This is a genomic window from Klebsiella sp. CN_Kp066 (assembly GCF_040065135.1).
GTDB classification, from domain to species: Bacteria; Pseudomonadota; Gammaproteobacteria; order Enterobacterales; family Enterobacteriaceae; genus Klebsiella; species Klebsiella oxytoca.
The window spans coordinates 102,864-116,600 of record NZ_JBEAIU010000025.1; the positions used below are offsets into that span (position 1 = coordinate 102,864).

The following is a 13,737-nucleotide window of genomic DNA, read 5'->3' on the forward strand; positions in this document are numbered from 1 at the left end:
TTCTTTTCCCGCCATCAGCATAGCAAAAGCCCAGCGCCGGCACGACTCTGTGCACCCCGATTGCGCACGACTGCGGCTTTTTCGTGCACCGATTTTGACCATTCAGTCCACTTTTATTGCTGCCATTTTCAGCAACCATAACGCAACACATTAATAACATTGGCCTTTGTAAAACTGGCATCGCCTTTGCTTTATCTTTCAGGCGAGGTGATTGAGGGAGATGCAGGATGCAGCGCCGCGCCTTCTTGTTCAACGACATGCAGAGAGGTAGGTATGAAAATTGGTGTCTTCGTTCCGATTGGTAATAACGGCTGGCTGATTTCCACCCATGCTCCCCAGTACATGCCGACGTTTGAGCTCAATAAGGCTATCGTGCAAAAAGCCGAACACTACGGCTTCGATTTCGCGCTATCGATGATCAAACTGCGCGGCTTCGGCGGCAAAACCGAATTCTGGGATCATAATCTGGAGTCCTTCACCCTGATGGCCGGACTGGCCGCCGTGACTTCACGCATCCAGATCTACGCCACCGCCGCCACCCTGACCTTGCCCCCGGCGATCGTCGCCCGCATGGCCTCAACCATTGACTCTATCTCCGGCGGCCGCTTTGGCGTCAATCTGGTCACCGGCTGGCAAAAGCCGGAGTACGAGCAGATGGGCATCTGGCCGGGCGATGACTATTTTGCCAGCCGCTATGACTACCTCACCGAATATGTCCAGGTCCTGCGCGACCTGTGGGGAACCGGGCGCAGCGACTTCAAAGGCGACTACTTCACCATGAATGACTGCCGGGTCAGCCCGCAGCCGTCGCAGCCGATGAAGGTCATCTGCGCCGGGCAAAGCGATGCCGGTATGGCGTTCTCCGCCCAACACGCTGACTATAACTTCTGCTTCGGTAAAGGCGTGAACACCCCTGCCGCCTTTGCCCCCACCGCCGCCCGGATGATGCAGGCGGCGGAAAAAACCGGCCGCGACGTCGGCTCCTACGTCCTGTTTATGGTGATTGCCGACGAAACCGACGAGGCAGCCCGGGCCAAATGGGAGCATTACAAAGCCGGCGCGGATGACGAGGCGCTGGCGTGGCTGACCGAACAGAGCCAGAAAGACACCCGTTCCGGCAGCGACACCAATGTGCGCCAGATGGCCGATCCCACCTCGGCGGTCAATATCAACATGGGCACTCTTGTGGGCTCCTACGCCAATGTCGCCCGAATGCTCGACGAGGTGGCGGCGGTTCCCGGCACCGACGGCGTGCTGCTGACGTTTGATGATTTCCTTATCGGTATCGAAGCCTTTGGACAGCGCATTCAGCCGCTGATGCGCTGCCGCGACCATATTGCCACCATGACTCAAGAGGTTGCCTGATGATTACCCTGCCCGCTCGCCCGGAATCCCTGACCTTCGCGCCGCTACAAAGCGCGCTGATCGTCGTCGATATGCAGAACGCCTACGCCAGCCAGGGCGGCTATCTCGACCTCGCCGGCTTTGATGTTTCCACCACCCGACCGGTTATCGACAATATCAACCTCGCCGTGGCCGCCGCGCGCGCCGCCGGGATGCTGGTTATCTGGTTTCAGAACGGCTGGGATGACCAGTACGTGGAGGCCGGCGGCCCCGGTTCGCCCAATTTTCATAAATCCAACGCGCTGAAAACCATGCGCCAGAACCCGGAGCTACAGGGCAAGCTGCTGGCGAAAGGCGGCTGGGACTATCAGCTGGTCGATCAGCTTAAGCCGCAGCCCGGCGATATCGTGCTGCCGAAACCGCGCTACAGCGGCTTCTTTAATACCGCGCTCGACAGCATCCTGCGCAGCCGCGGAATCCGCCATCTGGTGTTTACCGGCATCGCCACCAACGTCTGCGTGGAATCAACCCTGCGCGACGGCTTTTTCCTCGAATATTTCGGCATCGTGCTGGAGGACGCTACGCACCAGGCCGGTCCGGCGTTTGCCCAGCAGGCGGCGCTGTTTAATATCGAAACCTTCTTTGGCTGGGTCAGCGATGTCGCCAGCTTCTGTAATGCCCTTGAGCCCGCCGCGCCGCACGCATTTACCGAGGAGAAACGTTATGCCTAAACAGGTGATTATTCCGCCAGGCACCACCGCGCCTATCGCACCGTTTGTTCCCGGCACGCTGGCCGACGGCGTGGTTTACGTCTCCGGCACCCTGCCGTTCGATAAGCAAAATAACGTGGTTTACATCGGCGACCCAAAGGCGCAAACCCGCCACGTGCTGGAAACCATCAGGAGCGTTATCGAGACGGCGGGGGGCAGTATGGCGGATGTGACCTTCAACAGCATCTTTATCACCGACTGGAAAAACTACGCCGCGATTAACGAAGTCTACGCGGAGTTCTTCCCCGGCGACAAACCGGCGCGTTTCTGCATTCAGTGCGGGCTGGTGAAGCCCGAAGCGCTGGTGGAGATCGCCACCGTCGCCCATATCGGGAAACCGGCATGATGAAGCTGAATATCTCCCCGGCGCCTTATCCCGGCGCGCCGGTGGTGGTTCTGAGCGCCGGGCTCGGCGGCGCGGGCGGCTACTGGCTGCCGCAGCGTTCGGCGCTGGAAGCGCACTACCAGCTGGTGAGCTATGACCACAACGGCACCGGCGAAAACGGCGGCTCGTTGCCCGCCAGCTATAGCATGGCGCAGATGGCGCAGGAGCTCTACGCGGCGCTGCTGGAGGCGGGTATTGGGCGCTTTGCGCTGATCGGCCACGCCCTGGGGGCGCTGATTGGCCTGCAGCTCGCGCTGGACCATCCCGAAGCGATAAGCGCCCTGGTACTGGTGAACGGCTGGCTGACGCTCTCCCCGCATACCCGCCGCTGCTTCCTGGTGCGCGAGCGCCTGCTGCACGCGGGTGGCGCGCAGGCGTGGGTAGAAGCGCAGCCGCTGTTCCTCTATCCGGCGGAGTGGATGGCTTCTCGCCTGCCGCGTCTGGAGGCCGAAGACGCGCTCGCCATCAGCCATTTCCAGGGCAAAGAGAATCTGCTGAAAAGGCTGAATGCTCTCAAGCAGGCCGACTTTTCGCGCCGGGCGGCAGCCATCGCCTGCCCGACGCTGGTTATCAGCGCCGCTGACGATCTGCTGGTCCCGGCCTCCTGCTCCCGCCTGCTGCAGGCGGCAATCCCCGACAGCCAGCTGGTGGAAATGGCCTGGGGCGGCCACGCCTGCAACGTCACCGATAGCGCCACCTTTAACCCTATTTTATGCGACGGGCTGGCCGCGATGCTGCCCGTACCCCAGGAGAACCTATGAGCGAAGCCATTAGCCCTGCCGCCTGCGCCGCGCTGTTCACCGAGGCCCGAACCCACAACGGCTGGCTGGATAAGCCGGTCAGCGACGCGCGGCTGCGCGAACTCTACGACTTGCTGAAAATGGGGCCGACCTCCGCCAACTGCTCCCCGGCGCGCTTCGTTTTCGTCCGCACCCCGGAAGGTAAAGAGAAGCTGCGCCCGGCCCTGTCGAGCGGCAACATCGCGAAGACCCTGCAGGCGCCAGTCACCGCTATTGTCGCCTGGGACCGCGCGTTCTATGACCGGCTGCCGGAGCTGTTCCCCCACGGCGACGCCCGCAGCTGGTTTACCTCCAGTTCGCAAATGGCGGAGGAGACCGCCTTTCGCAACAGCTCATTGCAGGCGGCATACCTGATTTTCGCCTGCCGCGCGCTGGGCCTGGATACCGGTCCGATGTCGGGTTTTGACCGCGAAAAAGTCGATGCGGCGTTTTTTGCCGACGGCGCCTGGAAAAGCAACCTGCTGATTAATATCGGCTACGGCGATCCCGGTAAACTGTACGCGCGCCTGCCGCGTCTGTCCTTTGATGATGCCTGCCAGCTGGTATAAGGAGCCCGCATGTCTCTTGCCGATAAACAAAGCTTTCGCGACGCCATGGCCCACGTCGGAGCGGCGGTGAACATTATCACCACCGATGGTCCCGCAGGCCGCGCAGGATTTACCGCCAGCGCGGTTTGCAGCGTCACCGACGCGCCGCCCACGCTGCTGGTCTGCCTGAATCGTTCAGCCTCGGTATGGCCGATCTTCAGCCAGCATCAGGCGCTGTGCGTTAATACCCTGGCGGCCGGTCAGGAAGGACTCTCGAACCTTTTCGGCGGTAAAACGCCGATGGCGGAGCGCTTCGCCGCCGCCGACTGGCAAACCGGCGCGACCGGCTGCCCGCGTCTGGAGGCAGCGCTGGTCAGCTTCGACTGCCGCATCAGCCAGATCGTCAGCGTCGGGACGCACGACATTCTGTTTTGCGAAGTGGCGGCGATTGTTCGCCATCCGGAACCGCGTGGACTGATGTGGTTCGATCGCGGCTACCACACGCTGATGCGTCCAGCCTGTTAACCCTAAACCCAGGATCTCATCATGGCTCTCTTCGATTTTCCTCGCTGGCAGTTAACCTCCCCCTCCGCCGCGTCCGGCGTCGTGGCCCCCGATGAACGGCTGTCGGTCGGGCAAACCGTGGTGATGGGCGTTCAGCACGCGGTGGCGATGTTTGGCGCAACCGTCCTGATGCCAATCCTGATGGGGTTAGATCCTAACCTGTCGATCCTGATGTCCGGCGTCGGCACCCTGCTGTTCTTTTTGGTCACCGGCGGGCGCGTGCCGAGCTACCTTGGTTCCAGCGCCGCCTTTGTCGGCGTGGTCATCGCCGTCACCGGCTTCAACGGCCAGGGGCTTAACCCGCACCTTAGCGTCGCGTTGGGCGGAATTATCCTCTGCGGACTGGTGTATACCCTGATTGGTCTGGTAGTGATGAAACTCGGTACCCGCTGGATTGAGCGGCTGATGCCGCCAGTGGTCACCGGCGCGGTGGTGATGGCGATTGGTCTTAATCTGGCCCCCATTGCGGTTCGCAGCGTATCAGCGACGCCGTTCGACGGCTGGATGGCGGTGCTGACCGTGCTCTGTATCGGCCTGGTGGCAGTGTTTACCCGCGGGATGCTGCAGCGGCTGCTGATCCTCGTTGGGCTGATTATCGCCTGCGCCCTCTACGCGCTGCTGGCCAACGGCCTCGGGCTGGGCAAGCCGCTGGATTTTAGCCTGCTTGCGCAGGCGGCGTGGTTCGGTTTGCCGCAGCTGACCGCCCCGACCTTTAACGGCCAGGCAATGATGCTGATCGCTCCCGTGGCGGTAATTCTGGTGGCGGAAAATCTCGGCCACCTGAAGGCGGTTGCCGGGATGACCGGGCGCAATATGGACCCGTATATGGGCCGCGCGTTCGTCGGCGACGGGCTGGCAACGATGCTCTCCGGCTCGGTTGGCGGCAGCGGCGTGACTACCTATGCGGAGAATATCGGCGTGATGGCGGTCACCAAAGTGTACTCGACGCTGGTGTTCGTCGCGGCGGCGCTGATTGCGATGCTGCTTGGGTTTTCACCGAAATTCGGCGCGCTGATCCATACCATTCCGGGACCGGTGATCGGCGGCGCATCGATCGTGGTGTTTGGCCTGATTGCCGTCGCGGGCGCGCGAATTTGGGTACAGAATCGGGTGGATCTGAGCCAGAATGCGAATCTGATTATGGTGGCAGTGACGCTGGTGCTGGGGGCGGGCGATTTTGCGCTTTCGCTCGGTGGCTTTACCCTCGGCGGGATCGGCACGGCCACCTTCGGCGCGATTCTGCTCCACGCTCTGCTTAACCGCCGTCCGCGTGAGGCCGGGCAAACCAACGTCACCCCGGTATGAAAGCGTGCAACGCCAGCAGACCCGTACCGGGAAATCCCCGGTCGCGCTGCGCTTACCGGGGCGACAAAACAGCGCCAACCCGTAGCCCGGCTAAGGCATTAGCCGCAGGCCGGGGGCTACTTCCGCTTAGCGGCATCTGCATGCATCGGGATAAAAAAAACCGCCGACTACACGTCGGCGGCGAGGGCGATGGGGTTTGCTCTGGAGATTAACCCCTATCGGCAGACAATCAGGACGGCGCTAGCTATCGCGGCTGCCGTGACTGTTTTTTCCCCCTTTTTTACCAGCTTCGGAAGCGCGCTGAGGATCGTTTTTAAAGTTCCCCCCGCTATGCTGGCCACCTTTACGACCTGCTTCTGATGCTCTTTCACGGTCTTCAGCAAAGTTGCCGGTACCGCCACGATGGTTTGCCATTACTGACCTCCATTTAGGTTAGACATCATGCTGCATTAGGTGAAACAAAAGGCCTTAGCCTCCGCGATCCCATTTTCCGATCGCGTACTGTTAAGGTTAGCGAATACAGAAGCGGCTGTAGGCAGATAGTCATATCCTGAAATAGATTTCTGATAACAACCGCCGCTATGGCGCACATTCTGCGCTAAGCAACTCTTATGACAGCCTAAAATAGCGCCGCCAAAGATGTATCTTTTTGCAACAGCCGCTATTTTTTGCATTTTTGTTATAAATCAAACAAATGATTGTTACATTTGCACTCTTCGCCAGAGATCTTATCTTTAAAGGTAGCCAGTCGTCTGGCTGGCGCATAACGCAACCGAGGAGTGATGCAAATGGCTAAGATTCTGGTGCTTTATTATTCAATGTACGGACACATCGAGACCATGGCGCATGCCGTCGCCGAAGGGGCTAACAAAGTCGATGGCGTGGAAGTGGTCGTGAAGCGCGTGCCGGAAACCATGCAGGCAGAGGTTTTTGCCAAAGCAGGCGGGAAAACACAAAACGCCCCCGTTGCCACACCGCAGGAGCTGGCTGAGTACGATGCCATCATCTTTGGTACCCCTACCCGCTTCGGCAACATGTCCGGGCAGATGCGCACCTTCCTCGATCAAACTGGCGGTCTGTGGGCATCCGGCGCGCTGTACGGCAAACTGGCCAGCGTATTCAGCTCAACCGGTACCGGCGGCGGTCAGGAACAGACCATCACCTCCACCTGGACCACCCTTGCCCACCACGGGATGATCATTGTGCCGATTGGCTACGGCGCTCAGGAGCTGTTTGATGTCTCGCAGGTTCGCGGCGGCACGCCTTACGGCGCCACCACCATTGCCGGCGGAGACGGATCGCGTCAGCCAAGTGAAGAAGAATTGGCCATTGCCCGCTATCAGGGTCAACACGTTGCAGGTCTGGCAGTTAAATTACACGGTTAATCTTCAGCAGGAGGAAAAGCATGCCGAATCAAGAAGCAAAGGCCCACCGCGTGGGTGAATGGGCAAGTCTGCGCAATACATCTCCTGAAATTGCCGAGGCAATTTTTGAACTCGCCAATTATGATGAAAAGCTGGCGGAGAAAATCTGGGAAGAAGGCAGCGATGAAGTCCTGCCCCGCGCCTTCGCCAAAACCGACAAAGACTCGCTGTTCTGGGGCGAACAAACCATCGAACGCAAGAACGTGTAGCCCGGACAGGTACGCAGTACCGCCTCCTGGATTTATTGCATGAGCTTCCCGGAGGCGGCGCGTTGCGCCAGTCCAGGCGACAACACCCGGCTAAACATCGGCAGCAAGACCCGGATTGCTCCGGGTTTTTTATGCTCTGCTACTTTGTCGCCTCGGCCATCGCCTTTTTAAAGGTATCCATTGGGCAGAAGCCGTTGTCATCCACAGGACAACCGTTCAGCGCCAGCGTTACCCGCTGCGGCGGCGATTGCAGGGTCAGCGCATCGGCATTACGCAACTGCTCGGTGCTTTGGTACAGATACTCGATCTTCATCAAATCACGATTGCCGCTCTTATCATGCCAGCGCTGGAACACCAGCTTGCCGCCGATGGGCGTGCGTTCGTACTGGTTGTGCAGCTGATAAGGTTTAAAATCCAGCGCCGTCAGCAGCGAGGCGATATTAGAGTCGTGCCCCACCAGCAGCGTCACTTTCGCCGACTTCGCCGCGTCCCCTACCAGAACGTTATCAATATATTTCACCAGCGGTTTGGCCACATTGCGCGCCACTTCCGGCGAAGTAAACAGACTGTCCTGATAGCCGTTTTTCAGCTTCGACAGCACCTGCCACTGCTTATCGCTGTTAATTTCACCCCACGCCACCTGGTCTTTCGGGAAACCTTCATAATATTGCAGTGTAAAGGCGTCAACCAGCGAGTTGCCGACTTTAAGCGGCCCGGAAACGCCCGGCTCCTGCTGATATTTAGCGCTAAAGGTATCTTTCGCGTCGCTCAGCGAGCACTGCTGCTTCTCTTTACAGGACGGGGAGTTACGGTAGTCGGTCATCTCCTCCAGCAGCTTATAGCTTTCGCTCAGCTGCATCCCCTGCCGCTCTTTCTCCATCGCCTGTACGGCCTTTTCGCTGAAGGCGGCGGAATCATCGGTGATCACCGGATTAAACGTCGGGTCCATGGTGCCCATTTTTTCCTGATGATGTACGGTCACGCCGCAGCCGGGGAACGCGCCGGTGATAAAGAACTGCGCGGTGGCGACGGTACGCTGCAGGCTATTGGCATAGGCGTAGACCGCGTTCTCCGGCGGGCATTCGCCGCTGGTCACCACTCCCTGCTGCGCCAGCCATTCGCGCATATAGTGCCCCATGTAGACTTCCAGCACTCCGCCCTTGGTGGTCAGCTGTCCACCGGGGACATCCCACTCTGGCCAGGACTTTGGCGTGGATTGCTCCAGCACGCTGCCGTTGTTCGCCAGCGGCGCGCGCAGGTTATGGCGGCTCATGATCAGCACCTGCTGAAGCTGGTACCCTTCCGGTGCGGCCGGTTCCTGCGCCTGAACGCCAGCGGACAGTAAAACAGCGCCGGCCACAGCGGCGGCGAGTAGACTTTTTCTCATCCCTTCATCCTCAGTCAGTGATTATCATCGCCATGATTGTGACAAATTTATGACATTTTTCCGGGCAATGGCTCGCAAAGTACGGAAAGAAATACGCTTTCCGCGATGACCGAGGGTCGCAAAATCAGGGAACAGGATTACTGCGGCAGCGGTACTGCCGCCAGAGTGCAGATAGCCTCATGCTCGCCGCCGTGATGGTCAACGATGACCACTTTATCTCCGGTTTTTTTTCCTTCGCAGGGTTTTAAAATCCGTTCGACAACGCGTTCATGGATAGATTGATGGCCGGAATCGGCCAGGCTGCTTGCTGACGTCGCCATCAGCAGCAGTCCAGCCAGCCCGACGATATGCTTATTCACCATTGATTACTCTCGCCCCCTATTTAAGCGGGCCAAGGGTAGCAACCTGCCGGGCCGTGGTCTGTAAATTCGCTTAAACGAGTGTTACTCCGTTCATTTTTTCATCACCGTCGAGCTTTACTCTTCACATTTATTCATGTAAATAATAATTTCATTGCTCGGCTGGCTGTCTATTCTCGTCCGACTCATCGGGTCATCTTTAAGAAATATCCCGATGCTATTATCCCGATATCACGGTATTTTTTCTCCATGTTAAACATAACATTAGGTTAATCTATGTCAGGTATCCTGCTCTTTATCGTCGCGGTGGTTTTGCTGGGAGTCGCGGTCTACAGCCTGGTCTCCTACGTCAAAGATCGGCGCTCCGCGCAACTGCCAACTCATAAGAAAAAGAAATAATTCATCCTCACTATTCTTACCTTTTGCCCCTGCTATTTCTTACCGACCGCCTGATTTCAAACGAGAATGACAAAAAAGAAGGCAGGCGCTTTCGCCTGCCTTTGTGTCGACGTAAAAAATGGTTACGATTCCCAGGCCTGTTCCGCTTTAGCGCCGTCAAACTGCGGCGGCGGTTTACGGAAACGGCGGGTCAGGTAAGTCAGATAGAGTAACCCCAGCCCCGCCCATATCAGACCGAGCGTCAGGGATGTCGCTTCCAGATTAATCCACAGCACCCCCACCGTCAGCGCGCCGACCATCGGGAGCAGCAGATAGTGAAAGCGATCCTTCCACGTTTTGTTAAAGCCTTTACGCCGCCAGAAGTGGTTGAACACCGATAGATTAACGAAGGTGAATGCTACCAGCGCGCCAAAATTAATCAGCGCCGTGGCGGTAACCAGGTCAAAGAACAGCGCCGACAGCGCGACAATCCCCACCATGATCACGTTGAGCGCTGGGGTACGCCACTTCGGATGGACGTAGCCAAAAATACGCTCCGGGAAAACGTTATCGCGGCCCATGACGTACAGCAGTCGTGAAACGCTGGCGTGCGACGCCAGGCCGGAGGCCAGCGTATTCACAAACGTCGTGCACAGGAAGATCGACTGGAACAGCTTGCCGCCGACGTAGAGAGCAATCTCCGGCAGCGCCGCATCCGGATCTTTAAAACGGCTGATATCGGGGAAAAAGAGCTGCATAAAGAACGAAGCGGCAATGAAAATCACTCCGCCATAGACCGCGGTCAGAAAGATCGCCTTCGGGATCACCCGTGCGGCGTCCGGCGTCTCTTCGGAGAGCGTAGTCACCGCATCGAAGCCGAGGAATGAAAAGCAGACGATCGTCGCCCCGGTAATAATCGGGATCAGGTGCGCATTCTGGCTGATAAAAGGCTGCAGCGACCAGACGGTGCCCACCCCTTCCCCTTTATGCAGTCCCTGCACCACCAGCACGATAAAGACCACCATAATCGAGATCTGCACCAGCACGAACAGGGTGTTGAAGTTCGCCACCAGATTGACGCTTTTCAGATTCGCCGCCGTCAGAATCGCGACAAAGGTCACCACCCATACCCAGGGCGGCACGTCCGGAAACAGCGCGGAAAGATAAATCTTCGCCAGCAGCACGTTGATCATCGGCAGGAACAGATAATCCAGCAGCGACGACCAGCCCACCATAAAGCCGACGTGCGGGCTGATCGATTTCTGCGCATAGGTGTAGGCTGAGCCCGCCTGGGGAAACTGGCGCACCAGCTTGCCGTAGCTGATGGCGGTAAACAGCACGCCGGCCAGCGCCAGCAGATAGGATGCCGGAACGTGGCCGTTGCTGATGCCGGAAACAATGCCGAAAGTATCAAAAACCGTCATCGGCGTCAGATAGGCGAGGCCCATCATCACCACCTGCCACAGCTTGAGGGATTTGCGCAGGCGCGGTTTTCCCGCTCCGGAGGCGTTGTCGAGAGAGGGATTAATAGCCATGGCCATTTCCCCCGCTGCACGCCTGGGCTTGCGGTCGTAGAGACCGGGAAACCAACCTGCTTCGCAACGGGGTTAATGGCAAATCAAAAGGTAAAAAGAACCGACGAGCGGCGGTAGCGGCGCATTCCATGCGGCCATGACGGCCCCCTTCTCCCTGCGGATATTTAAACATCTGCATCATTTCCTACCTCGTTACACACTGTGTCGTTAACTGAAGCCCCGTTGCCGCCTGCGCTCCTTAACGCGGCATCCGGGAATGGCTGGGCTCCCAGCAAAAACGTCCGACCAGGCTCCGCTCAGGCCGTATGATGCTACTCGTGATAATGCTAAAGCGCCCCTTGCGGGGCGAAAATCAGGCGTTTTTCAACATCCACTCAATTTCAGTCTCTGTGATCAGACGCTCAAATTGCAGTAATTCGTCATTTTTACAGGCGTGATAAACGTGACAGAAACGTTCGCCAAGCCGCTCGCGCAGGTGGTCGTTTTGCATAAACTCCCACAGCGCATCGCTCTGGCGAATCGGGAACGGCAGCCCCTCCTGCTCAAGGCCATTGCCTTCCACTTCTTCCTGTAACGGCAGCGGGTTATCCAGCCCGTGGAGGATGCCGGCAAAAATCGCCGCCATCACCAGGTACGGGTTGGCATCCGCCCCGGCCACCCGATACTCGACGCGATGGTTGTGCCGATCGCCGCATGGAATGCGCAGCGCCACCGTCCGGTTGTTATGCCCCCACGACGCCTGGGTCGGCACATACATTCCCGGCTGGAAACGGCGATACGAGTTCACGTTCGGCGCCAGCAGCGCCATCGATGCCGGCATCAGATCGATCATCCCGGCGAGCGCGCGTTTTAACATCGCGGAATCTTCACCGTCGGCGTCAGCCAGCACGTTCTCGCCTTTGTTGTTCTGCACGCTGATGTGGATATGCATCCCGCTACCGGCGTGCTCTTCATAGGGTTTCGCCATAAAAGTGGCGTGCATCTTATGCTTCTCCGCCATTAAACGCACGAGACGTTTTAACGCCAGCGCATCATCGCAGGCATCGAGTACGTTATCGGTATGGTGGAGGTTGATTTCAAACTGGCCGGGAGACGCTTCCGCCACCGCGCCGTCGGCGGGGATCAGCTGGAGCTGGGCGATCTCATCAATATCGTTAAGCACGTCGGCAAAATGGTTGAGGTTATCGACGGAGTAAACCTGGCTTTGGGTATTGCGATCGCCGGTTCCCGGCGCGCAAGGCGGCTGCAGGTAGCCTTCCGCGTCGCGCTTGCGGTCAAGTAAATAGAACTCCAGCTCTACCGCTACCACGGGGAACAGCCCGCGCTGGCGCAGCTGCTGCCAGAGGCGGTTCAGAACGTTCCGCGGCTCAACGTCAAAGGGAGCGCCATCTTCATCAACCATGGTCAGCAGAACCTGACCAATGTATTCCGGGTCCGCCGCGGACGGGGTTAAGGTTCCCAGCACCGGCACGCAGGTGCGATCAGGTTCGCCCATCTCCTGGCCGAGCCCCGCCTCTTCCACCACGTTGCCGAGAATATCCATGGCAAATACCGAAGCCGGGAAATAGCAGCCCTTCTCCAGCTTGTTCAGGCTGGAGACCGGGATCCGCTTACCGCGGAAGCAGCCGTTCAGATCGGTTAACAGCACATCAACGTATTGCGTATTGGGGTAACGCTCAAGGTAGCGCTTCACTTCCCAGGTGAATGCGCTGACCCGTCTCTCTTCCGACTGCTGAACAAAATTCTCAACTTCTACGATATTGGTTTCCATGATTCACCGCCGTTGTTGTAGTTTCGGACCCTGAATTGCACTGTTAAATATAATGTCCACCCTTCGAATGTGTATGCAAACAAATTGTTTGTCAAATGTTAAATTAAGTTTGCAAAGGGCAATATCCACTGCTAGATTGAGAAAATATTGAACGAAATGGCCGTTTTACCCGCTAACCCGGTCATAATTTAGTCCACTTTGTGAGGGCGATCATGGAAAATATAATGTACAAGCCAGTTATTGGCGTAGTGATGTGCCGAAACAGGCTTAAGGGTCACCAGACCCAGACTCTGCAAGAGAAGTACCTGAACGCGATTGTTCACGCCGGCGGCGTACCGATTGCCCTGCCGCACGCGCTGGCCGAGCCGGAACTGCTTGCTACGCTACTGCCGAAACTGGACGGCATTTATCTGCCCGGTAGCCCGAGCAACGTACAGCCGCACCTTTATGGTGAAAACGGCGATGAGCCTGACGCCGATCCCGGGCGTGATCTTCTGAGCATGGCGCTGATTAACGCCGCGCTCGAAAGGCGCATCCCCATTTTCGCCATCTGCCGTGGACTACAGGAACTGGTTGTCGCCACCGGCGGGACTCTGTATCGTCGTCTGTTCGAGCAGCCTGAGCTTCTTGAGCACCGCGAAGACCCCGAACTTCCCGTCGAGCAGCAATACGCGCCCTCGCATGAAGTTCAGGTTCAGGAGGGAGGATTACTTTCTCAGTTAATACCGGGCTGCAACACGTTTTGGGTAAACTCGTTACACGGGCAGGGAGCAAAAACGACGGGTCCACGGCTGCGCGTGGAAGCGCGTTCTCCGGACGGGCTAGCGGAAGCGGTCAGCGTTAACGACCATCCTTTCGCCCTCGGCGTGCAGTGGCATCCTGAATGGAACAGTAGCGAATACGCCCTGTCGCGAATGTTGTTTGAAGGTTTTATCACCGCCTGTCAGAACTATATCGCTGAAAAACAGCGACTCTGACC

The 13,737-nt window shown here is 58.1% G+C and carries 16 protein-coding genes; 11 read left to right on the plus strand and 5 right to left on the minus strand.

Annotated features, from left to right (window positions below; all coding sequences use genetic code 11):
* Positions 1–273: 273 nt before the first annotated feature.
* The 7 genes from rutA to rutG are packed head-to-tail and all read left to right on the plus strand — an operon-like array spanning position 274 to position 5,695.
* Positions 274–1,365: a pyrimidine utilization protein A gene (gene rutA, locus ABLV75_RS06925; protein WP_004100980.1), complete on the plus strand. Its 1,092-nt coding sequence runs from the start codon at positions 274–276 to the stop codon at positions 1,363–1,365.
* A complete protein-coding gene (gene rutB / locus ABLV75_RS06930) occupies positions 1,365–2,075 on the plus strand; it encodes a pyrimidine utilization protein B (RefSeq protein WP_004100975.1) in 711 nt (236 codons plus the stop codon). Before rutA ends, rutB begins: the two co-directional genes overlap by 1 nt.
* Positions 2,068–2,460, plus strand: a complete 393-nt coding sequence (gene rutC / locus ABLV75_RS06935) for a pyrimidine utilization protein C (protein ID WP_004100974.1) — start codon at positions 2,068–2,070, stop codon at positions 2,458–2,460. Before rutB ends, rutC begins: the two co-directional genes overlap by 8 nt.
* A complete protein-coding gene (gene rutD / locus ABLV75_RS06940) occupies positions 2,457–3,260 on the plus strand; it encodes a pyrimidine utilization protein D (protein WP_004100973.1) in 804 nt (267 codons plus the stop codon). The genes rutC and rutD overlap by 4 nt, the downstream gene beginning before the upstream one ends.
* Positions 3,257–3,847, plus strand: a complete 591-nt coding sequence (locus ABLV75_RS06945) for a malonic semialdehyde reductase (RefSeq protein WP_004100972.1) — start codon at positions 3,257–3,259, stop codon at positions 3,845–3,847. Before rutD ends, ABLV75_RS06945 begins: the two co-directional genes overlap by 4 nt.
* A gap of 9 nt (positions 3,848–3,856) precedes the next feature.
* Positions 3,857–4,351 carry an NADH-dependent FMN reductase RutF gene (gene rutF, locus ABLV75_RS06950; RefSeq protein ID WP_004100971.1) on the plus strand — a complete coding sequence of 165 codons (495 nt, stop codon included), beginning with the start codon at positions 3,857–3,859 and terminating at the stop codon, positions 4,349–4,351.
* Positions 4,352–4,372: 21 nt separating this feature from the next.
* Positions 4,373–5,695, plus strand: a complete 1,323-nt coding sequence (gene rutG, locus ABLV75_RS06955) for a pyrimidine utilization transport protein G (protein WP_004100970.1) — start codon at positions 4,373–4,375, stop codon at positions 5,693–5,695.
* 240 nt (positions 5,696–5,935) lie between these two features.
* Here the strand turns inward: rutG and ABLV75_RS06960 are convergent, their stop codons facing one another.
* Positions 5,936–6,109, minus strand: coding sequence for a general stress protein (locus ABLV75_RS06960; protein WP_004100969.1), 174 nt, complete (start codon positions 6,107–6,109; stop codon positions 5,936–5,938).
* Positions 6,110–6,483: 374 nt separating this feature from the next.
* Here ABLV75_RS06960 and wrbA point away from each other — a divergent pair, with 374 nt between their 5' ends.
* Positions 6,484–7,080, plus strand: coding sequence for an NAD(P)H:quinone oxidoreductase (gene wrbA / locus ABLV75_RS06965; protein WP_004100968.1), 597 nt, complete (start codon positions 6,484–6,486; stop codon positions 7,078–7,080).
* 20 nt (positions 7,081–7,100) lie between these two features.
* Positions 7,101–7,328 carry a YccJ family protein gene (locus tag ABLV75_RS06970; RefSeq protein WP_004100967.1) on the plus strand — a complete coding sequence of 76 codons (228 nt, stop codon included), beginning with the start codon at positions 7,101–7,103 and terminating at the stop codon, positions 7,326–7,328.
* A gap of 139 nt (positions 7,329–7,467) precedes the next feature.
* On the opposite strand, the gene agp is transcribed toward ABLV75_RS06970, so the two are convergent.
* Complete coding sequence (gene agp / locus ABLV75_RS06975) at positions 7,468–8,715, minus strand: bifunctional glucose-1-phosphatase/inositol phosphatase (RefSeq protein WP_004100966.1); 1,248 nt, start codon at positions 8,713–8,715, stop codon at positions 7,468–7,470.
* A gap of 137 nt (positions 8,716–8,852) precedes the next feature.
* A complete protein-coding gene (locus ABLV75_RS06980; RefSeq protein WP_004100965.1) occupies positions 8,853–9,077 on the minus strand; it encodes a hypothetical protein in 225 nt (74 codons plus the stop codon).
* 273 nt (positions 9,078–9,350) lie between these two features.
* Between ABLV75_RS06980 and ABLV75_RS06985 the strand changes: the two genes are divergently transcribed.
* Positions 9,351–9,473 (plus strand): small membrane protein, encoded by a 123-nt coding sequence (locus ABLV75_RS06985; RefSeq protein ID WP_004100963.1) that lies wholly within the window; start codon positions 9,351–9,353, stop codon positions 9,471–9,473.
* A gap of 122 nt (positions 9,474–9,595) precedes the next feature.
* On the opposite strand, the gene ABLV75_RS06990 is transcribed toward ABLV75_RS06985, so the two are convergent.
* The gene (locus tag ABLV75_RS06990) at positions 9,596–10,987 is read right to left on the minus strand and encodes an APC family permease (RefSeq protein ID WP_004100961.1); all 1,392 of its coding nucleotides are present in this window, start codon (positions 10,985–10,987) and stop codon (positions 9,596–9,598) included.
* 352 nt (positions 10,988–11,339) lie between these two features.
* Positions 11,340–12,758, minus strand: coding sequence for a glutamate-putrescine ligase (gene puuA, locus ABLV75_RS06995; protein WP_004100960.1), 1,419 nt, complete (start codon positions 12,756–12,758; stop codon positions 11,340–11,342).
* Positions 12,759–12,982: 224 nt separating this feature from the next.
* On the opposite strand from puuA, the gene puuD reads away from it, so the two are divergent.
* The gene (puuD, locus tag ABLV75_RS07000; RefSeq protein WP_160887670.1) at positions 12,983–13,735 is read left to right on the plus strand and encodes a gamma-glutamyl-gamma-aminobutyrate hydrolase; all 753 of its coding nucleotides are present in this window, start codon (positions 12,983–12,985) and stop codon (positions 13,733–13,735) included.
* Positions 13,736–13,737: the final 2 nt, after the last annotated feature.